The organism is Gemmatimonadales bacterium, assembly GCA_030697825.1.
Lineage (GTDB): Bacteria > Gemmatimonadota > Gemmatimonadetes > Gemmatimonadales > JACORV01 > JACORV01.
Genome location: JAUYOW010000113.1, coordinates 1 through 23,199 on the forward strand (window position 1 = coordinate 1; position 23,199 = coordinate 23,199).

The following is a 23,199-nucleotide window of genomic DNA, read 5'->3' on the forward strand; positions in this document are numbered from 1 at the left end:
TCGTGGGCTCGTTCCTCCTCTCCATCTTCGGCACCTTCATCACGCGCAGCGGCGTCATCTCGAGCGTGCACAGCTTCACCCAGTCCAGCGTGGGCTACTTCTTCCTCGGCTTCCTTCTCTTCGCGGGCGTGGCGGGCTTCAGCCTCCTCTACTACCGCTGGCCGGAGCTCGAGGCCGAGTCGAAGCTCGAGTCGATGGTGAGCCGCGAGGCGGCGTTCCTCTTCAACAACCTGATCTTCATCGTCATCGCCTTCTCGGTATTCTGGGGGACCATCTTCCCCATCCTCTCCGAGTGGATCAAGGGCACCAAGGTCACCGTGGGGCCGCCGTTCTTCAATCAGGTGAACGTGCCGCTCGGCCTGCTGTTGCTGCTGCTCACCGGGATCGGGCCGCTCATCGCCTGGCGCCACGCTTCCACCGCCAACTTGAAGCGCCAGTTCCTCTGGCCCACCGCCGCGATGCTGCTGACCGCCGTCGGGCTGGCGGCCGTTCGAATGTCCGACGGCTGGGCGATCGTGGCGTACGCGCTCTCCGCGTTCGTCACTACGACGGTCGTGGTGGAGTTCGTGCGGGGGACCGGCGCGCGCCACCGGCTCCACGGTGAGTCCATCCCACTGGCCTTCGGCCGCCTGATCGCACGCAACCGGAGGCGCTACGGCGGCTACGTCGTGCACCTCGGCATGGTCATGCTGTTCGCGGGGTTCGCCGGGCTCGCGTTCAAGAGCGACACCGAGGCGACGCTCAAGCCGGGCGAAAGCGTCTCGGTACGCTCGCCGTACGGGCACACCTACAAGTTCACGCACCAAGGCGTGTCCCAGTACGAGGCGCTCAACCGCTTCGTCTCGGCCGCGAGCATGGACGTCTGGCGCGGCGACAAGTACGTCGGCGTGATGAAGAGCGAGAAGCGCCAGCACATGGACTCGATGGGCCGGCCCACCTTCGAACCGTCCACCGAAGTGGCGATCCGGAGCGACATCCGCGAGGACGTGTATCTGGTGTACGCGGGTTCGGTGGAGGGGACCGAGGAAGCGGTCTACCGCATCACCATCAACCCGCTCGTGTGGTGGGTCTGGTACGGCGGCATGGTGCTGGTGATCGGCGGGCTGATCACCATGTGGCCGGGCGGCGGGCCGACCGCGGCCAGCCTTCGCCGGGCCGAGCCGGCAGGATATGTCGCGCAGGTCTCGTAGCCTGCTGATGGTCGCGGCTGCGCTCTCGCTGACGGCGGGACGCGCCGGCGCGCAGGCCGGCGGGCGCGCCAGGGCGCCAGCCGAACGGGTGACTGCTGCCCCACCGTCCGTCCCTCCGTCCACCCGGTCTACGGACTCCGCCGGCCGCCTCTACGCCCCCGGAATGGTACAGTCCCGGGACCGGGGGAGTGTGCGCGACAACGACGTGACGGTGAAGGAGATCGAAGGAAAGATCCACTGCACCTGTGGATGCAACCTCGACGTCTTCACCTGCCGCACGACCGACTTCAACTGCGCGACTTCACCGGCCATGCATCGGCAGGTGCTGGCGCGGATGGACTCGGGAATGACGGCCGAGCAGATCGTGACGGCCTTCGAGGCGCAGTACGGGCAGGCGGTGCTGATGGCGCCGCCCCGGCGCGGTTTCAACTGGGCGGCCTACGTCATGCCGTTCGTGGGGCTGGCGGCCGGGCTCGGAATCGTGATCCTGGTGATGCGGAAGTGGATCCGCGCGCGACCCAGGACCCCGATCGAAGGGGAAGCGGTGGCGCTGGAGTCGCCCGTCGCCGGCGAAGAGATCGAGCGGCTGAAGCGCGAGCTCGAACGGTTCGAGGCGTAGGGTGGCGCTCATCGCCGGTCTCGCCGTCGCCCTCGTGGCGGTTTTCCTGGTGCTGGAGCCGGTGCTCCGTCCTTCCGCCGTTTCGCCGTTTCGCCGTTCCACCCTCGATGATGAAGACGACGACCCGACGCTTGTCCGCCGCGATACCGCTCTGGCTGCGCTCAAGGAGATCGAGTTCGACCAGGCAACCGGCAAGCTTTCCGACGACGACTACGAACGCTTGCGGGCCAAGTACACCACGGAGGCGCTCGACGCCCTCCGGGCGACGGACGCGGCGGCGCCGGAAGCTGGCCCGGCTCCGGACGCCGCTTCGGAGCCCCCCGGTGTCAACGGGGACGCTGTCGAGGCCCTCATCGCCTCAGCTAGGGCATCCTCGAAGTCCAAGGGCCGCAGGTTCTGCATCGAGTGCGGCAGCGTGCTCGAGGGGAGCGGCAAGTTCTGCGTGGGGTGTGGTACCCGCGTCGCAGCCTGAACCTCGAACCAACATATTCCGCCGGTCGTGCGTAGTTTTGGCGTCACCGGTAGAAAACGACCCCCATTCCGAGACCGACCGATGACCCGACGTCCGTTCGCCATCGCCATCCTGCTGTGCGCCGGCGCGATCAGCGCGGCGGCCGCGCAGAACCCGCGCACGCCGCCCACCCCGCAGAACCCGCCGGCAGGCCAGGTGCCGCAGGGCCAGGATCCCGGTCAGGGCGCGCGGCCGCCGCAGCAGGAAGTGCCCAAGCCGTACCGCGAGGTGATCACGGCCCAGGCGGTGACCGACTCGGGCGTCTTCATCGTCCACCGCATCGGCGACAAGCTCTATTACGAGATCCCCCGCGCGATGCTCGGCCGTGAGTTCCGGTTCGTGGCGGACCAGCGCGGCACGATCCGCGGCGTCGGGTACGCGGGCGAGCAGGTGAGCGCGCGCGTGGTGCGCTGGCAGCGACTCGGCAACCGCGTGTTCCTGCGGATGGTGTCGTACGCCATGCGGGCGGACAGCACGCTCCCGGTGAGCCGGGCGGTGAACCTGTCGAACCAGGCGCCGATCCTGATGAGCTTCGATGTCGCCGCCTGGAGCCCCGACGACAGCAACGCGGTCATAGAGGTCACGCGCCTGTTCACGACCGACGTGGCGGAGCTGAACCTGCGGCAGACGGGCGTGCGCGTCCGGCGCCTCGACCCGGCGCGGTCGGTGATCGAGCGGGCGCGGTCGTTTCCGATCAACGTCGAGGTCAGCGCGCTCCAGACGTTCGAAGTGGACTCGGTCCCAACGCCCACCTTCGGCCAGTTCGACCGGTCCATCAACTCGATCACGATGCTGATGAACTACTCGATGCTGCTGCTGCCGGACCGCCCGATGGCGGCGCGGCTGTGCGACAACCGCATCGGGTACTTCTCGGTGAACTACCAGGACTTCGGCGCCGACCGGCCGGTGGTGCCGACGCGCTGCTACATCACGCGCTGGCGCCTCGAGCCGGCGAACCCGGGCGCGGCGGTCTCGGACCCGGTGAAGCCGATCGTCTTCTTCATCGATCCCGCCACGCCCGAGAAGTGGGTACCGTGGCTGATCCGCGGCGTGCAGATGTGGGAGCCGGTGTTCCGCGCGGCGGGCTTCAGCAACGCGATCCAGGCGCGTCGGGCCCCGACATCGCAGGAAGACCCGGAGTTCGACCTCGACGACGCGCGGTTCTCGGCGATCCGCTGGCTGCCCAGCACGGTGGAGAACGCCTACGGCCCGCACCTCAACGACCCGCGGACCGGCGAGATCCTCCAATCGAACATCGGCTGGTACCAGAACATCACGTCGCTCCAGCAGGCCTGGTACTGGGTGCAGGCCGGTGCCGTGGACCCGCGCGCCCTGCGCCTGCCGTTCCCCGACTCGCTGATGGGCGAACTGGTGGCGTACGTCGCCGCCCACGAGGTCGGCCATACCCTCGGCCTGCCGCATAACCAGCTTTCCTCGGGGACCTACCCCGTGGATTCGCTCCGCAGCGCGACGTACACGCGGCAGAACGGCACCTCGTACTCCATCATGGATTACGCGCGCAACAACTACGTCGCCCAGCCGGGCGACAACGTCCAGCTCCAGCCCAAGATCGGGCCGTGGGACTACTACACGATTGGCTGGGGATACCGCCGCGTGCCAGGCGCCACCACGTCCGAGTCCGAGCGCAGCTTCCTCGACTCGCTGGCGCGGCTCCAGGACACCCACCCCGAGTATCGCTTCGGTAACCCCGACGGCATCGACCCGCGCACCCAGAGCGAGGCGCTGGGCGACGACCCGGTCCGCGCCACCGGCTACGGCCTCCAGAACATCCGCCGCCTCGTGCCGATGCTGATTCCGGCCACGACGACCGACCGGCTCGAGGACTATGACCTGCTCAACGACATGTACGGCCGGGTGATCGGCCAGTGGGCTCTGGAGATGAACCACGTCGCCGTCGTCGTCGGCGGCGTGTACCGGCACGAGAAGTATCCGAACCAGCAGGGCGTCATCCACACGCCCGTGCCGCGGGCGCAGCAGCAGGCGGCCGTGCGGTTCCTCCTCGACAACGCGTTCACGACACCGACGTACTTCTTCGACACCGAGATCCTGCGGCGCATCGAGCCGTCGGGGAACGTGGATCGCGTGCGGCAGCGGCACGTGGCCTTGCTCGCGACCATCCTCCAGGACGCGAGGCTTTCGCGACTGGTCGAGCAGGCGGCGTTCGCGACGCCCGCCACGCCGGCCTACACCGTCGCGGAACTGATCGGCGACGTGCGGCGAGGGCTGTACTCGGAGCTGGCCGCGGTGCGCCCCGCGGTGGACACGTACCGGCGCAATCTTCAGAGCGCCTTCGTGGACCAGATGGACCGGCTGATCAACACGCCGCTGGCGACGCCTTTGCCGCCCGGCTTCGGCGGTTTCCCGGGCTTCACGCCGCCGGCCCCGCGGCCCGCCGACGCGCGCGCCCTGGCACGCGCCGAACTGCGTGATCTGGACACTTCACTCCGCGCGGTCATCCTCCGCACCACGGACCGTACGACGAAGGCGCATTTCGAGGACTTGAGGGCGAGGATTGATCGGATTCTGAATCCGAGGTAGGGAAGAAGCGGGGGAGTCAGGGGAGTCAGGGGAGTTAGGGGAGTTAGGGGAGAAGGGCTCCGCCTACTCCCCCTACTCCCCCTACTCCCCTTTCTCACTCACTCCCCTTTTCTCTAAGCGAGCGTGAGCTCGACGTCATGAGCGTCCTCTGGGACCTCGGGTCCGGAACCGTTGCAGAGGTGCGCGAAGGGCTGATCGAACGCTCGGAGTTCGAGCCCGCCTATACGACGGTGCTCACGCTCCTCCGCACGCTCAAGGCCAAGGGCTGGGTCACGACGAAGAGCGAGGGCCGGGCGCACCGGTACTATCCGGCCGTCGATCGCGAACTCGCGCTGCTCGATGTTAGAACTCGAACTCCTCCATCCGCCGGAGCCCGATCTTGAGCGGGACCACCGTTGCCGCGACGCACACTGCCGCGGCGAGCACGAACGACCCCACCATGAGCGGCATCCCGGTGAGCGGCTCGCCGGTCTGCGCGGCCCGCAGATAGCGATAGACCGGCACCGACTCGATCACGATCACGACCGACAGCAGCGCGATGGTCGACATCATGAACACCAGCCCGCCGAAGCTCGTGGGGATCTGCGCCGCGTTCTCCGTTTCGAACTGCGGGTATAGCGCACCAAAAGCCAGCGCCATCGCGCTTATGGCGAGCGTGAGCAATAGTATCGTCCCCACCCCGACCGCCATCATGAACGGGCTGGCCTTGAGCAGAACGTTGGTGAAGATCGTGATCGCGAGGGCGAGCACCAGCAGCGGCGCAGTCCCCACCCAGTACTTGGCCCACAGCATGGAGCGCAGCTCCAGCGGGCTCGAGCGCAGCAGCCACATCTGGCGTCCCTCGAGGCTCACCGCCGGGAAGATGAAGCGTGCCGCGATTGACGAGAGCACGAATCCCGCCAGACCGAGGTTCAGGAACGACACCACCGAGACCAGGAAGAACGGCACCTGCTCGCCGCGGAACAGCGGGAGCGCCTTGATGTTGAAGAGATAGACGACGAGCAGGGCCGCGAGCAGGATGAGCTGGCTCCACTGCGTCGTGTCGCGAAAGAAGAGCCTGAGGTCCTTGAGCACGAATTCCCGCCGCGCCGCGCCCAACGGCCTCAGCGCCGCGCCGAGCGACCAGTTCCAGAAGCCGCCCCGCACGAACCGCTCCGCGCCCTCCTGAGCCTTGGTGAAGCCCGGGTGGTAAAGCCGGGAGTGCACCCACGCGCCTCCGATCGCGAAGACCGCGGCGGTGGACCAAAGCAGGTAGACCGGCAGCCAGTCCACCGGCCCCGCGAGGTAACTCATCACCGACTTCGTCACCCATTCGCTCGGGAGGAACGGCGAGGTCGGCGTCCGCAGCACCGCTATGAAGTCCAGCAGGTTCTGGAACCCCTCGGGCCGCGCCAGCTGCTCGGGCCGTACGATGCGGAAGATGAGAATGACGCCCGCCGCCGCGCCGAGCGCGATTATCGCCAGCAGGTCACGGGTGCGCCGGGCTGGAAAGACGTTCACCAGGATCATCGTGACGGTCGAACCCACGACCGCCGGCAGCACCAGGAACGGCACCAGCGCAAGCATCGCGAACGGCCCGAAGAGCCAGCCGCCCCGGTACGTGATCCCGTACGCCGCGAAGATCGGCACCGACATCAGCACTACCATCCATGAGCTGTGCACCAGCGTCTCGCCCAGCTTCGCGAAGTAGAGCCGCGTCCCTTCGACAGGCGAGGAGACCAGGAGGTCGAGGTCCTTGGCCAGGAAGAACGACGACAGCGCGGTGATGACGTTGGAGAGGAGCAGCACCGACACGAACGAGAGCAGCACCAGTGAGAGCAGCTTCGCGGCGAGCAGCGCGCCGATCTCCTCGACGCCACTGAAGTAGCGGAGCACCCGGAACAGCACGCCGAACACCGCGGCCCAGAAGATCAGGCCTACCGTCCCGAGGACCAGGAGCTTGCCGCGCCCGCCCGACTCCCGCTCCTGACGCATCCGCGTCATCACGGTGCGCCACTTGGGCAGGAGGACGTGGCCTAGGGTCGGCTGCTTCACGCCTCGAGGACCGCCTGGAGCTCCTTCGCCGCCGCGCCGCCGGTGAGGCGGAGGAAGAGGTCCTCGAGCCCCTCGTCGCCGGAAGCGTGCTGGCTCCGCAGCTCCGCCATCGTTCCCGCGGCCACGATCTTGCCGCCCTGTATGATCGCTATCCGGTCGCACAGCGCCTCGGCGATCTCGAGCGTGTGGGTGCTCATCAGGATCGTGCCGCCGCGGCTCACGAACCCGCGGAAGAGGTCCTTGAGCAGCCGCGCCGCGCGCGGGTCGAGTCCCACCATCGGCTCGTCCACCACGATAAGCTCGGGCCGGTGGATCAACGCCGAGGAGATGATGAGTTTCTGCCGCATCCCGTGCGAGTACGACTCGACCAGTTCGTTCTTCCAGGTGGACAGCTCGAACACGTCGAGCAGCTCGTCGACGCGCCGCTCCACGATCTGCCCGTCCTGGCCGTAGAGGCCGGCCACGAAGCGCAGGAACTCGGCGCCGGTGAGCTTCTCGTAGACGAACGGCCGGTCCGGGATGAATCCCAGCTTCGCCTTCGCGGCCATCGCATCGGTCTGGATGTCGTGCCCGCCGATGCTGATGCGGCCGCTGGTCGGGCGCAGGATCCCGGCGATCATGCGCAGCGTCGTCGTCTTCCCGGCGCCGTTGGGGCCCAGGAAGCCGTGCAGCGTCCCCTGCGGCACGTGGAGCGAGATGTCGTCCACCGCCGTGAAGGAGCCGTACTTCTTCGTCAGTTTCTCGATCGTGATCATGTGCCGGGTATCACCGTGAGCTGGAGCCTCCCGATCAGGCGGATCAACTCCACCTGCCGCGCGAGGCCGCCGTTGACGAACCGGAGGTGCGCCGCGTCGGCGGGAAACTGGTTGAAGGTGGGGTCCACCGCCGCCCACTGGCCGAGCCATACTTCCGGCCAGGCGTGATAGTAGAAGTGCCCGCGCAGGTACACGACCCCCGCCGCGGTCCGCGCCGGCAGGCCCAGCGCGCGCGCCAGCGCCACGTACAGCACGGTGTGCTCGTTACAGTCGCCGCTGCGGTTCTCCAGCACCTGGGCCGCGCTCGGCACGCTCACCGTGATCTTCTTCTCGAGGTTGTCGTAGACCCAATGGGTGAGCAACTCCGCGACCACGCCCGCGCGGCGCTCGCGCCCCACGATCCGGCGCGCCTGCGCCTGGATGCGAGGGTCGTCGGACTGGACGAGCGCTTCCGCGGCGAGCGCGGACGCCAGCGCCGGGTCGGACGCCGAGATGGGGAGCCTCGCGTCGAACCCCGTCGGCCGCGGACCGCCCGGCCCGTCGCCGAAGCCGGTTTCCCGGGTCACGATCAGCGTGTCCCCCGCGAGCCGTTGCCGCCCTCCGCCGAGATCGAAGCCCTGGAGCGTGACGTTGCCGAGCCGCACCCGCAACGTGGTCAGCGCCTCGGGAGCCAGCTCGAGGTTGGCGGCGATCGCGGTGGACTGGATTATGTCGCTGTTCTGCCCCGCCGCGACGCGCGCCGCGCCGCGGTTCCTCCGCCAGTTCTCGACCGCGAGTTCGAACGCCGTCCGCTCCATCCGGAACCCCACCGGCGAGACCGCGCGCACGATGCTACCCTGGTCGTCGATCCACGACTCCGTGATGATCCCGCCCGTTTCCTCGGCGACCTTCCAGGCGTGCACCGTGTCCTCGCGCGCCACCACCCACCGGCCCGTCGCAGGGTCTTTCAGCGCGCTGTCGGGGACTATGAGGGTGCTTTCCGCCTGCACCTGCACCGCGACCTCGCGTTCGGTGAACGCTATAGGGTCGAACATCCTGAGCCGGTACGTCCTGCCGATCCGCAGCTCGCCGCCGAAAGCGAGCTGGAGTGGGAGCATCGCGGGGAGGATGATGGGCCGCTCGAGTCGGATGCGCTGGCGGGACGGTCGCGAGCCACCTGCGTCGATCTCGAGCACCAGAACGCTGTCGCCCTCGACGCTGCCGCGGGCGATCATGCGGGCGGCCTCGGAATTGAGGCTTCCCTGGAACGACCGCACATGCAGCGCGCGCGTCAGCAGGATGTCCGTCGTCAGCTCCACCCGCTGGATGCTGCCCAGCGCCTCGATGTCGATTACCACCACGTCCTGCACGCGCACGCCCGGCGTTGTGGTGTCGCCTGGCGACGTCGGGCCGATCGTGTCAACGGTACTCGCGGCGTAGCCGATCGGTCCCCCGCCCATGGACAGCGTGTAGTAGCTAGCGCCCGGCCCCACCCGCGTGGCCGCCTCGGCCAGCCGGATGGTGGACGACTTGAAGTACTCGCGCTTCAGGAGGAGCCCGAGCCCCGCCAGCCAGGCGACGACGACCACCGCGGCGATGCGGGCTCGGTTCAGGCGGGGTCACCCGGCCCGATACGGGCCGCGAAGATGTCGCGCTCGGCGTCGCTGTTCACCACGATGAGTACAGTAGCGGGGTGGTCGGCGTTCCGCAGGTGCTCGCGGATCGAAGGGATGATCGCATCGGCTGACACTTCCGCCGACAGCGGCCCCTGGCCGAGTGCCGGGAACGCCAGGGTCTCGATCTGCCATTGCAGGGACTGCCAGAGCGTTGCGGCCACCGCGCTCCGTACGCCGTCCGCGGTCACGGTGGATTCGCTGGTCCCGATGACGGCGTGGATCACGAACTCGGTCGGGAGGTCGCCGGCCCTGGTAACCACCGCGGCGCCCACTCCGAACTCCCATTGCACGCGGCACTGATCCTGAAACCGCGGCCCTGCGGCCTCGTCGAGGCGGCGCAGGGCCGGGTTGATCGGCTCGAGCCTGGTGTTCGCGGGCCTCACCACCGCATCCGCGACGACGGACGCGAGGTCGCCCACGACCACGTGGATCACCTCCGGCCGACCTCCCGCGAGCGGCGGTACATCTGCGCGGCGTCGTCGGGACGGCCGAGCCGGTCGTACACGATGCCGAGCCCGTAGAGGGCGCGCGGGTTGTGGGGCTGGAGCTCGGCCGCGCGCTGGTAGGCCGCCATCGCCCCGTGCAGGTCGTCAACGTGGTTCAGCGCCTCGCCGAGGTAGAAGTGGGCGGCGCCCCGGCCCGGTTCGAGTTCGATCGCACGCCGAAGGTGCGGCACCGCCTCGGTCCAGAGGCCCTTCTTGGTCATCACTATGCCGAGGTTGAAGAGCGCCTCCGCCTGCGCCGGCTCGACCCGCAGCACGCGCTTCAGGTCGCGCTCGGCAGCCGCGAAGCGTCCCATCGCTCCCAGCAACCCGCCGCGATTGACGAGCAGCGTCGCGTTCTCCGCGTCGATGTCGAGCGCGCGGTCCAGCTCCGCCAGCGCACCCGCATGGTCGCCACCGGCGTCTAGCAGGAGCGCGAGGTTGTTGCGCGCGCCGATGTGCCCGGGATAGGTGGTGAGCAACTGGCGGTAGAGCGTCTTGGCCAGGGGAACGTCGCCGGCTTCCGCGGCCGCGCGCGCCTGCGCGTACGCGACTTCTGCCGGGTCCGGCTCGGGCTCCGCAATCGGCTCGGGCTCGGGTTCGCTCTGCGGAGCGGCCTCATCCTCGACCGGAGCCGTCACGATCTCCAGCCCGAAGTCCGCCGCCGGCACGGGCTCCAGCACCAGTTGCGCCGGGTCGTCGGACTCGATCACCGCCGCGTCCACTTCTCCGGGCTCTTCCAACGCCAGCGCGGGCCCCGCGATCTGTTCCCACGGCTGGAGGCCTTCCAGCGGGAGGACCGGTGCGACCACGTCGTTGCTCCACTCGCTCTGCGCGGCCCTAGGCACGTTGGTGGGCGCCAGCGTATCGACCGCCTCCGCCTCCGCCTCCGCCTGCGAGTCCGAGCCCAGCGTGTCCACGTGCCACTGCCGCCTTCTCGAACGACCCATGCCCCTCACTCCTTCGCGCTACCAGGTAGGGTGAATCGGATGTGTCAAGGTTCACAGGGTCAAGGCGTTGCGAAGCGAACGGGGAAAATGCGGGTTGAAGGCGCGGGCCGCAAGAGTCGGCTCAGGTCTCCCCGAGGTCCATATCGATCTGGGTGATTCCACGGGCGGGGGTACCGGGTCGCTTGGTACGGCGCGGCGGCTCCGTCCACCCCGCGAGCCCCAGCACGTCGGAAGTACGGCGGTTCACGGTGTCAGCCTGATCCCCTTCGTCCGCGACGCTTGCCGCCAAGTCAAGCCAGGAAAGAGCTTCCTCGAAACCGTACCGGCGTACCGCCTCCTCGCTCGCGAGCAACGCGTGACGCCAGGCCAGCGCCCGCTCGCCGCCGCGCGCGGCGTGACGAGCCACCTCGCCGGCGATCTCGCCCAGTTCGGCCGGCGCTGCGATCGCCTCGAGCGAGAGCGCGATCGCGCGATGGATCTCGCGCCGGCGCGGCGCGCTCAGTCCTTCACGCACCACGTCCGCGATGACCGGGTGCGCGCACCGGTACACGCCGCCGTCCTCGGCCAGGAGCAGCCGCTCGACCAGCGCGTCGCCTCGGAGCGCCGCTTGGAGCCGGGAGATGCCGTGCACGTGGGAGAGCAGCGGCGCGCGGCACCCCGACGCGGAAACCGCGGTCGTCGCCAGCAGGTCCCGCAGGTCGTAGGGCAGCCGAGTCACCCGCTCCGCGATGGCGTCGCGCACCGTCGGCGGCATGGGCAGGAGCTCCGACTGTCCCGCGCTGCCCACACCCGACGCGGTCCATTCGCCGGTGGCGTCGTCCACCGCCAGTAGTCCCTGCGTGAAGAGCGTCTTGAGCAGCTCGATCGCGTGGAACGGATTGCCGTCCGTCACCTCGTGGATGCGCGTGGCGAACCGCCGGCCGCCGGTGGGGGACCGGATCTTCCCCAGTTCGCGGATGAGTTGCCAGATCTCGTCCAACGACAGCGGCGTCACGTCCACCACCGTCGCCATCCCGCGGGCGCGCAGGGAGCGGCACAGGCGCGCCGCCGGGAGGTCGCGCTCCAACTCGCCCAGTCTCACCGTCGCGACCAGCGCGGAGGCCGCGCCCTCGAGACGGCGCGACAGGAAATGGAGGAGCGCGCACGACTCGCCGTCGCACCACTGGAGGTCGTCAATGAGCAGGATGGTCGGGCGCTCGGAGGCGAGGGCGAGGACGACTTGCGCCACGCCCTCGAAGAGTCGCCACCGCTCGGCGGCGTCCGTGGGCACCGGCGGCTCGGGGAGCGCCGGGAAGCGGCGCCGCAGCTCCGGCAGCAGCCGCGTCACTTCGGTCAGCCACTCGGGCGCGGTGCCGCTCAGCCCGGGCGCCTCCAGTGCCTCGCGCAGCGCCTCCGCGATGGGCCCGTACGGGATCCCTGCCTTCGGGTCGTAGCCCCGGCCGCGCAGCACGGTGGCGCCTTCCGCGCGCGTCCAGCGCGCGAAGTCCTCCGCGAGACGCGTCTTGCCGACACCGACCTCCCCTTCGATCAGGACGGTGCGTCCCGAGCCGCCGGATACCGTCTTCCACGCCTGAGTGAGCAGGGCCCACTGGCGCTCGCGCCCGATGAGAGCTGCCTGGAACGTCGGAGTGTGAGCCTCGGAGTCATCGAGGGGCGCGCGGCGCTGGTCCGCGTCGAGGTCGGCCTCGATCCGGTGCGCGAGGGCGAGCAGCGCGTCGGAAGGCGGCGTCCGCAGCTCGCGGGCGAGGCGGTCGCGGTACTCGGCCAGCCGGGCGAGTGCGGCCGATCGATCGCCCAGCACGTAGAGCGCCTCCACCGCTACCCGGGTCGCCTCGTCGGACAGCGGATCCACCCCGAGCCAGCGCTCCGCGATCTCCACCGCCTCGCGCCAGTGCGAGCGGGTCATGGCCTCGCGTGCCGCCGCGCGCAGCAGCTGTTCGAAGCGACGCATCAGCGTCTGCCGCGTGGAGGCCAGCCATTCCTCGAACGCGGGCGCGTGATGGATCGAGAATCCGCTCATGAACCGGGGCACGTCGAAGCGGAGGGCTTCGGAGGGGCGTTGTCCAGCGGCCTCGAGGAATGCCTGGACGTCGCAATCCACGCGGTCAACCAGCTCGACCTTCTGGCGGTCTATGTGGACCGCGTTGCCGGCCACGGCGCGGAGCTGCTTCAGTGCCTGGCGCAGCGAGACCCGGGCGGCGTAGTCCGGCGACTCGCCCCATAGCAGCGTCGCCAGCTCTTCGCGCGAGTGGGGGCCGGCCTCCAGGGTGAGATACGCCAGGAGCGCGAGGGTCTTGGACGCCAGACTGCCTGACGCGGAAGCATCACCCCGCGGCGGCCCTACCGACGGCGGGCCCAACAGACTGATCGCAATGCCGGGCACTTACCTCGCCTGGGCTTGGGAGAGGGGGGATAAGCTACCCCCAAATCACGGCCCGGCAAGTCGCCTTTCACGCCGGTTTCACGGTGGGGTCGTAGGTTGCCCAGCAGTTGATTCGGCGGTTCCCCGTACCACACCATCACCCAGTTGGAGGTTATCATGGCCAGCAAGACGCCGTTCCGGATGAACCTGACCCCCGAGCAGCAGGCCGCGGTCCGCAAGGCCACCGGGAAGAACGCGGAGGCCCTCGAGCTGTCGGTCGAAGAGCTGGAAGAGCGCATCGCCCCGTCGGGCGTGCTCCCCTCGGACGAGTAACCCCGCAGTCTTCATCCTCACTTGGGGGCGCCCGTAGCAGCGGGCGCCCCCTTGGCGTTGGTCCGACTTTTCCGCTCGCCATCTTGACACCCCCGGGTTTTGCGAGCCTTTTGCCCGGATGGACGACGAGCAGGACCTGACCTCCGCCCCAACGGAAGACCTTCGCGACGAGCTCGAGCGGCTTCGCCTGCTCCATGCCATCAGCATGGAGTTCACGGCTTCGCTTGACTTCGACACGCTCCTTCCCAAGGTCTTCGACCGCGTCCTGACGGCGCTGGGCGCCCAGGGCGGGTCCATCTGGATCGCCGAGGGCGACGTGCTGCGGTGCAAGCTGGCGATGGGGAGCGCGAGCCAGAAGCTGGTTGACACCACGGTGCCGATCGGCAGCGGTTTCGTGGGCGACGTGGCGCGCAAGCAGCGCAGCACCATCGTCTCGAACGCGATGCAGGATCCCCGATTCGAGATGCAGTCCTCCCGGATGAGCGGCTTCATCACGACCACGCTGCTGGCGACGCCGATGGTGGTCGAAGGTGTGACGGTCGGTTCCATCCAGGTCACCAACAAGGTCACGGACGAGGGCATCTTCACGGACCGCGACCGCGAGCTGCTGGAAGGGCTCGCCTCGGGCGCCGCCGTGGCCCTGCGCAACGCGCAGCTTCACGGGGCGGAGAAGCGTGCGCGCGACCTGGCGACGCTGCTCGAGATCAGCCGCGAGATCACTTCGACGCTCGACATGGACCGGCTGCTCCAGTCGGTAGTGAACCTCGCGGGGCGCGCCCTCACGTTCGAGCAGGCCGCCATCGGCCTCTATCAGAAGGGGAAGTGCGAGATCCGCGCCATCGCCGGCGAGGAGCAGGTGGACGAGGAGAACGAGCGCACCAAGCGGCTGGCCATGTGGGGAGAGTGGGTGGCGCGGCGCGGCGAGGCGTTCTACCTGTCCGACCGGGACGCGCCGGGGAGCGACTCGGAGGCAGCGTTCGTCGAGGCGTTCGGCGCGGACCTGGACAGCGAAGCGCTCAAGAGCGGCCTCTACCTGCCGCTCAAGGACGAGCAAGGCACGCTCGGCGTGCTGATGTTCGAGTCCTCGCAGCCGGACTTCGTCTCGCCCACGCAACGAGAACTGGCCGAGATCCTGGCGAACCAGGTCACCGTCTCGCTCCGCAACGCCGAGCTGTACAACCAGGTACCGCTGGTGGACGCGCTCGGAGCACTTGCCGCGAAGAAGCGCGCGCTGATGGCGATGCCTCGCCGCCGCGTTCAGCTGTACGCGACCGCGGTCGTTGCGGGTGTGGTGCTGCTCACCCTGGTGCGCTGGCCGTTCCGGGTGAAGGCCGCCGACCCGGTCTTCCGGGCGTCGATGTATGCCGAGGCGCGGACGCTGGTTCCTGGGGTGATCGAGCGGACCTTCGTTCGCGAGGGATCGGAGGTGACCCGCGGCGCCCCGCTGGCACACCTGCGCGACGCCGAGTTCCGCGCCGAGCGCGAAGCGGCGGCTGCCGCGGCTGCAGTGGCTGACCGGATCGCGGCCACGGCCGAAAGCCGCGGCAACGCCGCGGAGGCGCAAATGCAGCGGGCGCGCGTGGCATCTCTCCGGCGGGAGGTCACCTTGCTCGACGAGCAGATCGCCGCGACCACGGTTCGGGCCCCGGTGTCCGGCATCGTGCTCACGCCGAGGCCCGAGGAGCGGATGGGCGCGCATCTCGACGCGGGCGATCTCGTGGTCGCGCTCGGGCGCACCGATTCGCTCGAGCTCGAGTTCGGCGTAGCGCAGCAGGAGATAGGTCGCGTGGCGAAGGGTCAGCCGGTGGTCGTGCGCGTGGACGCGGTCCCGCAGCGGACCTTCGAGGGACTGGTGTCGTTCATCGGCCAGGTGCCGGCCGATGGCGGAAGGTCGGTGCGCTTTCCCGTACGCGCCGTGCTCGCGAACCCCGAGGGGATGCTGAGGCCGGGCATGGCGGCGCACGCCAAGGTGCTGACGGGAAGGATGTCCGTGGCCGGCCGAGTGCTGCGGGGCCCGGTACGGTGGCTGCGACTCCTCTGGTGGAGGTTATGGGCTTGAAACAGACGCGAGGACGCACAGACGGACAGACGCACGTGGCCTTCGGGGTGGTCGGGCTGGGTCTTGGCGTTCCGCTCCTGGCGCTGGCGGGGTGCGGGGGCAAGGCGGAGTCGGCGTCCTCGGGCTCACCGGCCGCGCAGCAGGTCCTCTACACAGCAGACACGGCGACGGTCGCCTCGCCGCTCAGCCTGCCCGCCCAGCTCTACGTCGAGCACGACACCTGGATGTACGCCCGCACCGCGGGCATCGTCGAGTCGCTGTACGTGGACCTCGGCTCGAGCGTGCGCGCCGGCGATCTGCTGGCCCAGCTCGAGCGGGCCGACCAGACGATCGCCGCGCAGCAGGCGGAGGTGGCGTTCGAGAGCGCGCGGCGCGAGGTGGAGCGGCAGCGCTCGCTCGCCATGTCGCGGCTGGTCGCCGTGGCGGACTCGGAACGCGCCGAGTTGGAGTTCCGGCGTGCCGAGCTGGGGCGGCAGCAGGCGCGCCGCGACCTCGAGCTGACGCGGGTCACGGCGCCGTTCGCGGGCGTCGTCTCGGCGAAGACGATCCGGCCGGGCAAGCTGGTGGCGCCCGGGGACTCGCTCTTCCGCGTGACGGCGCTCGCGCCGCTGAGAGTGGCCGTGCACGTGCCCGAGAGCGACGCCCGCGGGATCGGCGTGGGCGCGGGCGGGTTGGTCGTCGGGCTCGACGGGGGGGGCGCCCGCGCGACGGTGATCCGCGCCTCTCCCAACATCGACGCGGCAAGCGGCACGCGCGAGTTGATCCTGGAGCTCGCCCCCGGCTCGACAATGCGGCCCGGCGCCAGCGTGACGGTGCGCCTCGGCGCCGAGCGACGCCACGTCGTGGTGGTCCCCGGCGCCGCCGTCGCCGACTCCGGCTACGTGCTGGTGTGGGAGGACGGACGCACCGCGCTGCGCGCCGTCACGCTCGGCGCGCGGCTCCCCGATGGGCGGGTCGAGGTGGTGAGCGGCCTCGCGTGGGGGGAGCGGCTGGCGCAGCCGCGATGAAGCCGCCCCGGCTCCGCGACGACCTCACGATCGTCGAGCAGACGTATCGCGGCGAGCAGAGCTTCATCGTCAAGGAGCACGCCACCCACAAGTATTTCCGCTTCAAGCTCCTCGAGATCATGGTGATGCAGCAGTTCGACGGCGAGAAGTCGTATGCCCAGGTCGCCGCCGCGCTCGCCGAGGAGGGCCTCCCCTTCAAGGCCTCAGCCGTGGAGAGCTTCGCGAAGAAGCTCAATTCGATGGGGCTGTTGGAGCGCACGGTTCACGAGCGATCGGTGCTGCTGATGGAGCGCCTGCGCGCGGAGCGCAACCGCCGCGTCAAGCGGACTCATTACCAGGGCAGCATCCTGCGCATGCGCTTCTCGGTGGGGGACCCCAACGACTTCTTCGACAAGTGGACGCCGCGGCTCGGGTTCTTCTTCTCCAAACCGTTCCTGGCGATGTCGGTCGTGCTGTTCGCGGTCTACGCGGTGCTCGTGGTGGTGGAATGGCCGCTGGTGATGGAGGTGATCCGCACGTTCTACACGCCGAGCCAGTACTCGGTCCGATTCTTCGTCGTGTTCTGGTTCACGGCGGTGACGGTGATCGTGATCCACGAGCTGGGCCACGGGTTCACCTGCAAGTATTTCGGCGGCGAGGTGCACGAGATGGGGGCGATGATCATCTACGGCAACCCCGCGTTCTACTGTAACGTGAACGACGCGTGGACCTTCCCCGAGTTGAAGGCGAGGCTGTGGGTGACGGCCGCGGGCTCGTGGATCCAGATGGTGGTGGCCTCGCTCGCGGCGATCGCGCTGTGGGCGGTTCAGCCCGGCACCGTGATCTCCCAGATCGCCGCGGTCGCCGTTCTCATCGGCGGCGTCACGACGGTCCTGGCGAACGCCAATCCGCTGATCCCGATGGACGGCTACTACGCGCTGAGCGACTACCTCGAGATCCCGAACATGCGCCAGCGCGCCCTCGGTTACATCGGGTTTCTGATCCGGCGCCACCTGATCAGGATGTCGGTGCCGGAGCCGCAGGTGGACGAGCGCGAGCGCCGCGTCTTCCTCATCTATGGCGCCCTGGCGTTGTTGTACACGACCGCGATCCTGACGTTGCTGGTCGGGCGCCTCTTCGGATGGGTGAGCGCCGCCTTCGGAGCGTTAGGCGCGGTGGCCTTCGTGCTGTTCATCTGGTCCGTCCTCAAGGGTGCGGTGCGCAACTGGGCGCAGGCCGTCTTCACGTCCTTCCGCGAGCACCGCAGCTTCTGGACCTCGAGGACGGTGTGGAGAAGGAGCGCGGCCCTGGCCGGCGGGATCGCCCTGCTGGGGATGCTCGTTCCGGTGCCGATCAGGGTGGGCGGCGTCTTCACGACAGGCTCGCCGCTCCAGATCGCGCTCACCGCGGCGGACGACGCCGTGCTCGCGCGGGTGATCGCCGCGGAAGGGACGCGGGTGCCCGCCGGCGCCCCGATCCTGGTGCTGAGGGACTTCGGGCTGGAGCGCGCAGTGCTTGCGGTCGAGCGGGCGGCCGACTCGCTCGCGGCGCGGGAAGTGGACGCGCGCTCCCGTGGGGCGGCGTCCGATGTCGCGCGCCTTGCGGCCGCGCGGGAGGAAGTCTCCGCGACGCTGGCGGCGCTCCGGGGAAGGCTGGAGCAGCTCACGTTCCGCTCTCCGGTCGCCGCAGTCGTCGTCACCCCACGCCTCGAGGAGCTCGTGGGCCGGAGGTTCGAGCGCGGCGACACGGTGGTGCGATTGCTGGGCAACCCGGACTCGCTGGAATTGCGCGTGGCGCTCGACCGGGCCGGCGCGACGCTCGTCCGGCCCGGACAGACCGCGCGCGTCGTCCCCTACTCCGACGTCGGCGCGGCGGCGAGCTTTCCGGTGGCGACGGTCTCCGCGGCGGCGGCGGGCGACTCCTCACAAGGGCAGTTCCAAGCCCGGGTGATCGTGGCGGCGGGGCGCGCCTACCGACCCGGCGTCACCGGCGAGGCGGAGGTCACCATCCGGTGGACGAATGGGTTCGGCGCCCTGTGGTGGGCGGTTCGGAAGCGGGTCAGGAGCGACCTGCTGCTGTGACCGAAACCACCGAGCCGATGGTCGCGGCCGATGGCTGACCGGCGCTTCACCGACCGCGGCGGCCGGCGCTGGGAGATCCGGGTGAGAGGTCGCGGCGAGTGGACGTTCGAGCCGGTCGAGGACAACCCCGGCCCCGCTCGCGCCGCCATGCCGCCGGGTTACGAGTCCGATCCGTTCGAGCTCAGCGTCGAGGAGATCCAGGCGCTGCTGGACGCCGCGCCGGCGCCGCGACAGCTTCCGAAGTCGTCGCCATTCCTCGATTGAGGGCATTGCCATGACCTTGCCGATGCGCGTCAGGTTGACCGCGATTCTCATCGTCGCCGCTGCGACCGCGACCGCCGCGCCGCTCGCCGGGCAGACGCTGCGGCTCGGCACCATCGACTTCCCCACCTCGGGCATGCCGGCGGCGCAGCCGTCCTTCGTCACGGGAGTGATGTACCTGCATAGTTTCGAGTACGAGGCTGCCGTGCGGGCATTCCGCGAAGCCGAACGGCTCGATCCGGACTACGCCATGGCGTACTGGGGCGAAGCGATGACGTACACGCACCCGGTGTGGAACCAGCAGGATCGCGATGCTGCCCGCGCCGCCCTCGCGCGCCTGGCGCCCACGGCCGCGGCGCGCCGCGCGAAAGCACGGACCCCCCGGGAGCAGGCCTACCTCGACGCGGTGGAAGTGCTGTACGGCGAGGGGCCGAAGCCGCACCGCGACACCGCGTACGCGTCGGCGATGGAGCGGCTCGCCACCGCGAACCCCGGCGACCTCGAGGCGCAGGCGTTCTACGCGCTCTCGCTGCTGGGCCTGAACCAGGGTGTGCGCGACGTGCCGACCTACCTGCGCGCCGCGGCGATCGCCGAGGCGGTCTTCCGGGCGAATCCCGATCACCCCGGTGCCGCCCACTACATCATCCACGCCTTTGACGACCCGACCCATGCTCCGCTCGGGCTCCATGCGGCGCGCGCCTACGTGGGCATCGCGCCGGGCGCCGCTCACGCCCAGCACATGACGACTCACATCTTCCTCGCGATGGGGATGTGGGACGATGTCGCTTCCCAGAACGAGATCGCCGCCGGTGCGGACCGCTCCCGGTGGATGCCCGGGCACTACACGACGTGGCTCGGCTACGCCTACCTCCAGCAGGGCCGGTACGCGGAAGCGCGCCGCCTGCTCGAGACGCTTGCCAACCACTCGGGGCGGGGCCGCCAGCGGGGTATTCTCGCGAGCCTCCAGGCGCGATTCGTCATCGATGCCGAGCAGTGGGATGGTCCCGAGGCAATGGGACTGGCCGCGGGTGCGGGCGCGCCGGGCGAGGACGGGTACGAGTACGCGACGTTCGTCGCTGGGCTGGCGGCGCTCCGGCGCGGCGACCGCGCCGCGGCCGAGCGGGCACTCGCCGCACTGACCGGCGCACCCGGGAACGCCGGCGCGACCGCGCGCGTCGGCGACACCGGCGACCGGGTCGTCCCCGTCATTCTCGAGCAGGAGTTGCGGGCCCAACTGCGAGTCGGCGCCGGCGCGACGGAGGAGGCGCTCGCCCTGCTGCGCGCCGCCACCGCGCTCGAAGACGGCATGCCGTTCGAGTTCGGGCCGCCGGTGGTCGTGAAGCCCGCGCACGAGATGCTCGGCGAAATCCTGCTCGAGATCGGGCGCCCGCGGGAAGCCGAGGCCGAGTTCCAGCGGGCCTTAGCGCTGGCGCCGAAGCGGGCGCTGTCCCTTCGCGGGCTCGCCCGCGCGGCGGCTGCGGCGGGAGACACGGCGACGGCCGCGCGCGCCTCGAGCATGCTAAGGGAAGTCTGGCACCGAGCGGACCCTGGGCCGCGGCGTTAGGCGCCTCCCCGTTCTGAGCGGGCTCTGCGACAGCGCGATCAGTGCGCCGAGGCGGCCCCCGCCGATGGCCGCGGTGAAGCGGCCCGCACCGCCCGCACCTGGTCCGGCGTCACGACCGCCCCGGAATTCCCCCACTGGCTGAAGACGTACGTCAGCGCGTTCGCCACGTTGTCGTCCGTCAGCGCCTGCGCCGGCATCACGCTGTTGAACGTGGCGCCGTTGACCGTCATGGGACCGGTCATGCCGTTGAGCACGATGCCGATGGCGCGCCGGAAGTCGGCGTTCAGGTAGTCCGACCGCGCGAGCGGCGGGAACGCGCCGGGGATGCCGCGCCCGTCCGGCTGGTGGCACGGCGCGCAGTTCTGCTCGAAGACGCGCCGCCCGAACGCGATCTGCTCGGCGGTGGTCCGCGCGCGCGGCTCCTCGACGGCGGGCACCGGCACGCTCTGCACGGCGCCGCCCTCCGGATGGTAGATGCCTTCCGCGATGCGGCCGGAATAGATACTGGAGTCCTGCGCCCCGGCAACCTTCAGCATGCCCAGCGCGCCCTTGTTGAAGGCGCGGAAGATGGAGTGGTCCACGAGGATGAAAGTGCCCGGCACTTGAAGCCGGAAGTCCACGATGGCCGCGCCGCCCGCCGGAATGAGCGTCGTCTGGATGTTCCGGTTGGCCTCGGAACCCGCTTCCTGGTAGACGCGGTCGAAGATCTCGCCGATGACGTGGAACGAGGAGATGAGGTTCGGGCCGCCGTTGCCCACGAAGAGCCGGATGGTTTCTCCGACGTTGGCCGTCAGGGCGTGATCGCCCGTGAGCGACCCGACCGCCCCGTTGAACACCACATAGTTCGGATGCTCGGCGATCGCCTGGCGCATGTCGAACGGCTGGTGGCCGGCCACGCCGTACGGGTCGCGAGTGTAGACCTCGCCCTGCATGACGTAGTACTCGCGGTCCACCTGCGGCAGGCCCTCCTTCGGCTCGACGAGGATCAGGCCGTACATCCCGTTGGCGATGTGCATGCCGACGGGCGCGGTGGCGCAGTGGTAGACGTAGAGGCCGGGATTGAGCGCGCGGAACGCGAAGGCCGCGCTCTGGCCGGGCGCCACGAACGACGACGACGCGCCGCCCCCGGGACCGGTGACGGCGTGCAGGTCGATGTTGTGCGGGTTGTGGCTGCCGGGGTGGTTGGCGAGGTGGAACTCGACCAGGTCGCCCTCGCGCACCCGGATGAAGGACCCCGGCACCGACCCACCGAATGTCCAGAACGTGTACTCGACCCCATCGGCGAGCCGGCCCGTGACCTCCTTCGTCTCCAGGTTCACGATCACCTTGGTCGCGTGGCGTCGCGTAATGGGCACCGGCACCTCCGGTGCCCGCGTCAAGACCGCGGTCTCCTCGCCCTGGATGCGGTCCGTGGCGCACCCTCCGGCGACCGTCGCTACACTCATCAGCACCGCACTCCCGGCCCATCGAAGGAAGATCGAAGCGTTCTTCACACTGCCTCCATGCAAGGTGTACTGTTTGGTTATCCGAAGATCGCCCAATTGATTGAAGGAATCGTGAAGAAAACTTGAAGGTGGTGTCACGGCCTTCCGCCTATTTCCACACTTTCAGACAATAGCTCCCGGCGGTGGGGGCGCAAGTCAGCCCGCTTCGTTTCGCCAGCCTCTAGCAGCCTCGCCCGCCGCGCTCCATCTTAGTTCTATCCATGCCTGACACCGCCCGCCTCTCGACAGCCCTGGCCGATCGTTACCGCATCGAGCGCGAGCTCGGTGCCGGTGGAATGGCCACGGTGTACCTGGCGAAGGACCTCAAGCACGACCGCGAGGTGGCGCTCAAGGTCCTGCGCCCCGAGCTGGCCGCCATCCTGGGCGGTGATCGGTTCCTCAACGAGATCAAGATCACGGCGCGGCTCGACCATCCCCACATCCTCACGCTCATCGACTCCGGCGCCGCCGAGGGCTTTCTGTACTACGTGCTGCCCTACGTGCGCGGCGAGTCGCTGCGCGACAAGCTTGACCGTGACAAGCAACTCGGCATTGACGAGGCGCTGGCGATCGCCAAGCAGGTGGCCGGCGCGCTGGACTACGCCCACCGCCAGGGCGTGATCCACCGCGACATCAAGCCGGAGAACATCCTCCTCCAGGAGGGTGAGGCGATGCTGGCCGACTTCGGCATCGCGCTCGCCGTGAAGGAGGCCGGCGGGAACCGGCTGACCGAGACCGGCCTCTCGCTGGGCACGCCGCAGTACATGAGCCCCGAGCAGGCGACGGGCGACCGCACGCTCGACGCTCGCAGCGACGTGTACTCGCTGGCCGCGGTGCTGTACGAGATGCTGGCGGGCGAGCCGCCGGTCACGGGGCCGACGGCACAGGCGATGATCGCGAAGCTCATGACCGAGCGGCCGGTGCGCCTGCGCGTGGTGCGCGACACGGTGCCCGAAGGGATTGACAGCGCCGTGGCGAAAGCGCTGGCCAAGACGCCCGCCGATCGGTTCGCCAGCGCGGCCGAGCTGGCGGACGCGCTCGCTCACGCGGCGGAAGCGCCGGCGGCCCCGCGCCAGATGCAGCGATGGCTCGCGGGCGCCGTGGTGGCGGCGGTGCTCCTCGTGCTCGGCGCGGCCGGCTGGCTCATGATGCGGCGCGGCCCGGCGCGGCCCGGCGCGTTCACGGCGCAGCTGGTGCAGCTGACCACCGACGGCAATGCCCGCCTCCCAGCGCTCTCGCCTGACGGAACCCGCCTTGCTTACGTGTCGCGCGACTGTGACTCCCTCGAAAGATGTACCGAGCGGCTCATCGTCA

Annotated in this window: 18 protein-coding genes and 1 pseudogene; 12 read left to right on the forward strand and 7 right to left on the reverse strand. The window is 69.6% G+C overall.

Features of this window, described 5'->3' with window-relative positions:
* The 5 genes and pseudogenes from Q8Q85_05810 to Q8Q85_05830 form a co-directional block, all read left to right on the forward strand.
* The coding region (locus tag Q8Q85_05810; protein ID MDP3773767.1) for a cytochrome c-type biogenesis CcmF C-terminal domain-containing protein at positions 1-1,190 on the forward strand (1,190 nt) is incomplete at its 5' end.
* Positions 1,171-1,809 (forward strand): cytochrome c-type biogenesis protein CcmH, encoded by a 639-nt coding sequence (locus Q8Q85_05815; protein ID MDP3773768.1) that lies wholly within the window; start codon positions 1,171-1,173, stop codon positions 1,807-1,809. The genes Q8Q85_05810 and Q8Q85_05815, both read left to right, overlap by 20 nt.
* Before the next feature lies 1 nt (position 1,810).
* The gene (locus Q8Q85_05820; GenBank protein MDP3773769.1) at positions 1,811-2,281 is read left to right on the forward strand and encodes a hypothetical protein; all 471 of its coding nucleotides are present in this window, start codon (positions 1,811-1,813) and stop codon (positions 2,279-2,281) included.
* A gap of 81 nt (positions 2,282-2,362) precedes the next feature.
* Positions 2,363-4,879: a zinc-dependent metalloprotease gene (locus tag Q8Q85_05825; GenBank protein MDP3773770.1), complete on the forward strand. Its 2,517-nt coding sequence runs from the start codon at positions 2,363-2,365 to the stop codon at positions 4,877-4,879.
* Between the two features lie 125 nt (positions 4,880-5,004).
* A pseudogene (locus Q8Q85_05830) lies at positions 5,005-5,262 on the forward strand (BlaI/MecI/CopY family transcriptional regulator).
* Here the strand turns inward: Q8Q85_05830 and Q8Q85_05835 are convergent.
* The 6 genes from Q8Q85_05835 to Q8Q85_05860 all read right to left on the reverse strand — a co-directional run bounded on the left by Q8Q85_05835 (position 5,222) and on the right by Q8Q85_05860 (position 13,138).
* Positions 5,222-6,913 carry a hypothetical protein gene (locus Q8Q85_05835; protein ID MDP3773771.1) on the reverse strand — a complete coding sequence of 564 codons (1,692 nt, stop codon included), beginning with the start codon at positions 6,911-6,913 and terminating at the stop codon, positions 5,222-5,224. The pseudogene Q8Q85_05830 and the gene Q8Q85_05835 overlap by 41 nt on opposite strands.
* Positions 6,910-7,668: an ABC transporter ATP-binding protein gene (locus Q8Q85_05840; protein MDP3773772.1), complete on the reverse strand. Its 759-nt coding sequence runs from the start codon at positions 7,666-7,668 to the stop codon at positions 6,910-6,912. Before Q8Q85_05840 ends, Q8Q85_05835 begins: the two co-directional genes overlap by 4 nt.
* A complete protein-coding gene (locus Q8Q85_05845; GenBank protein MDP3773773.1) occupies positions 7,665-9,236 on the reverse strand; it encodes a transglutaminase-like domain-containing protein in 1,572 nt (523 codons plus the stop codon). The genes Q8Q85_05840 and Q8Q85_05845 overlap by 4 nt, the downstream gene beginning before the upstream one ends.
* 20 nt (positions 9,237-9,256) lie before the next feature.
* Positions 9,257-9,757 carry a macro domain-containing protein gene (locus Q8Q85_05850; protein ID MDP3773774.1) on the reverse strand — a complete coding sequence of 167 codons (501 nt, stop codon included), beginning with the start codon at positions 9,755-9,757 and terminating at the stop codon, positions 9,257-9,259.
* Entirely contained in the window at positions 9,754-10,755 is a 1,002-nt protein-coding gene (locus tag Q8Q85_05855; GenBank protein ID MDP3773775.1) for a tetratricopeptide repeat protein, read from the reverse strand. Before Q8Q85_05855 ends, Q8Q85_05850 begins: the two co-directional genes overlap by 4 nt.
* Before the next feature lie 121 nt (positions 10,756-10,876).
* Positions 10,877-13,138, reverse strand: coding sequence for an AAA family ATPase (locus Q8Q85_05860; protein ID MDP3773776.1), 2,262 nt, complete (start codon positions 13,136-13,138; stop codon positions 10,877-10,879).
* Between the two features lie 156 nt (positions 13,139-13,294).
* On the opposite strand from Q8Q85_05860, the gene Q8Q85_05865 reads away from it, so the two are divergent.
* From Q8Q85_05865 to Q8Q85_05890, 6 genes are all read left to right on the forward strand, one after another.
* A complete protein-coding gene (locus Q8Q85_05865) occupies positions 13,295-13,450 on the forward strand; it encodes a hypothetical protein (GenBank protein ID MDP3773777.1) in 156 nt (51 codons plus the stop codon).
* Between the two features lie 118 nt (positions 13,451-13,568).
* Positions 13,569-15,509: a GAF domain-containing protein gene (locus tag Q8Q85_05870; protein ID MDP3773778.1), complete on the forward strand. Its 1,941-nt coding sequence runs from the start codon at positions 13,569-13,571 to the stop codon at positions 15,507-15,509.
* A 35-nt stretch (positions 15,510-15,544) separates the two neighbouring features.
* Positions 15,545-16,516: an efflux RND transporter periplasmic adaptor subunit gene (locus Q8Q85_05875; GenBank protein MDP3773779.1), complete on the forward strand. Its 972-nt coding sequence runs from the start codon at positions 15,545-15,547 to the stop codon at positions 16,514-16,516.
* Positions 16,513-18,576: a hypothetical protein gene (locus tag Q8Q85_05880; protein ID MDP3773780.1), complete on the forward strand. Its 2,064-nt coding sequence runs from the start codon at positions 16,513-16,515 to the stop codon at positions 18,574-18,576. The genes Q8Q85_05875 and Q8Q85_05880 overlap by 4 nt, the downstream gene beginning before the upstream one ends.
* Before the next feature lie 30 nt (positions 18,577-18,606).
* Positions 18,607-18,840, forward strand: a complete 234-nt coding sequence (locus tag Q8Q85_05885; protein MDP3773781.1) for a hypothetical protein — start codon at positions 18,607-18,609, stop codon at positions 18,838-18,840.
* Between the two features lie 10 nt (positions 18,841-18,850).
* A complete protein-coding gene (locus Q8Q85_05890) occupies positions 18,851-20,401 on the forward strand; it encodes a tetratricopeptide repeat protein (protein ID MDP3773782.1) in 1,551 nt (516 codons plus the stop codon).
* Positions 20,402-20,439: 38 nt separating this feature from the next.
* Here the strand turns inward: Q8Q85_05890 and nirK are convergent, their stop codons facing one another.
* Positions 20,440-21,894 (reverse strand): copper-containing nitrite reductase, encoded by a 1,455-nt coding sequence (gene nirK, locus Q8Q85_05895; protein MDP3773783.1) that lies wholly within the window; start codon positions 21,892-21,894, stop codon positions 20,440-20,442.
* A 212-nt stretch (positions 21,895-22,106) separates the two neighbouring features.
* Here nirK and Q8Q85_05900 point away from each other — a divergent pair.
* Positions 22,107-23,199: protein kinase (locus tag Q8Q85_05900; GenBank protein MDP3773784.1), on the forward strand; the 1,093-nt coding region annotated here is incomplete at its 3' end.

Coding starts and splice junctions, on each gene's coding strand:
- Q8Q85_05815 (MDP3773768.1), top strand. CDS start 1,171: ATGTCGCGCAGGTCTCGTAGCCTGCTGATGGTCGCGGCTGCGCTCTCG.
- Q8Q85_05825 (MDP3773770.1), top strand. CDS start 2,363: ATGACCCGACGTCCGTTCGCCATCGCCATCCTGCTGTGCGCCGGCGCG.
- Q8Q85_05840 (MDP3773772.1), bottom strand. CDS start 7,668: ATGATCACGATCGAGAAACTGACGAAGAAGTACGGCTCCTTCACGGCG.
- Q8Q85_05855 (MDP3773775.1), bottom strand. CDS start 10,755: ATGGGTCGTTCGAGAAGGCGGCAGTGGCACGTGGACACGCTGGGCTCG.
- Q8Q85_05865 (MDP3773777.1), top strand. CDS start 13,295: ATGGCCAGCAAGACGCCGTTCCGGATGAACCTGACCCCCGAGCAGCAG.
- Q8Q85_05870 (MDP3773778.1), top strand. CDS start 13,569: ATGGACGACGAGCAGGACCTGACCTCCGCCCCAACGGAAGACCTTCGC.
- Q8Q85_05880 (MDP3773780.1), top strand. CDS start 16,513: ATGAAGCCGCCCCGGCTCCGCGACGACCTCACGATCGTCGAGCAGACG.
- Q8Q85_05885 (MDP3773781.1), top strand. CDS start 18,607: ATGGCTGACCGGCGCTTCACCGACCGCGGCGGCCGGCGCTGGGAGATC.
- Q8Q85_05890 (MDP3773782.1), top strand. CDS start 18,851: ATGACCTTGCCGATGCGCGTCAGGTTGACCGCGATTCTCATCGTCGCC.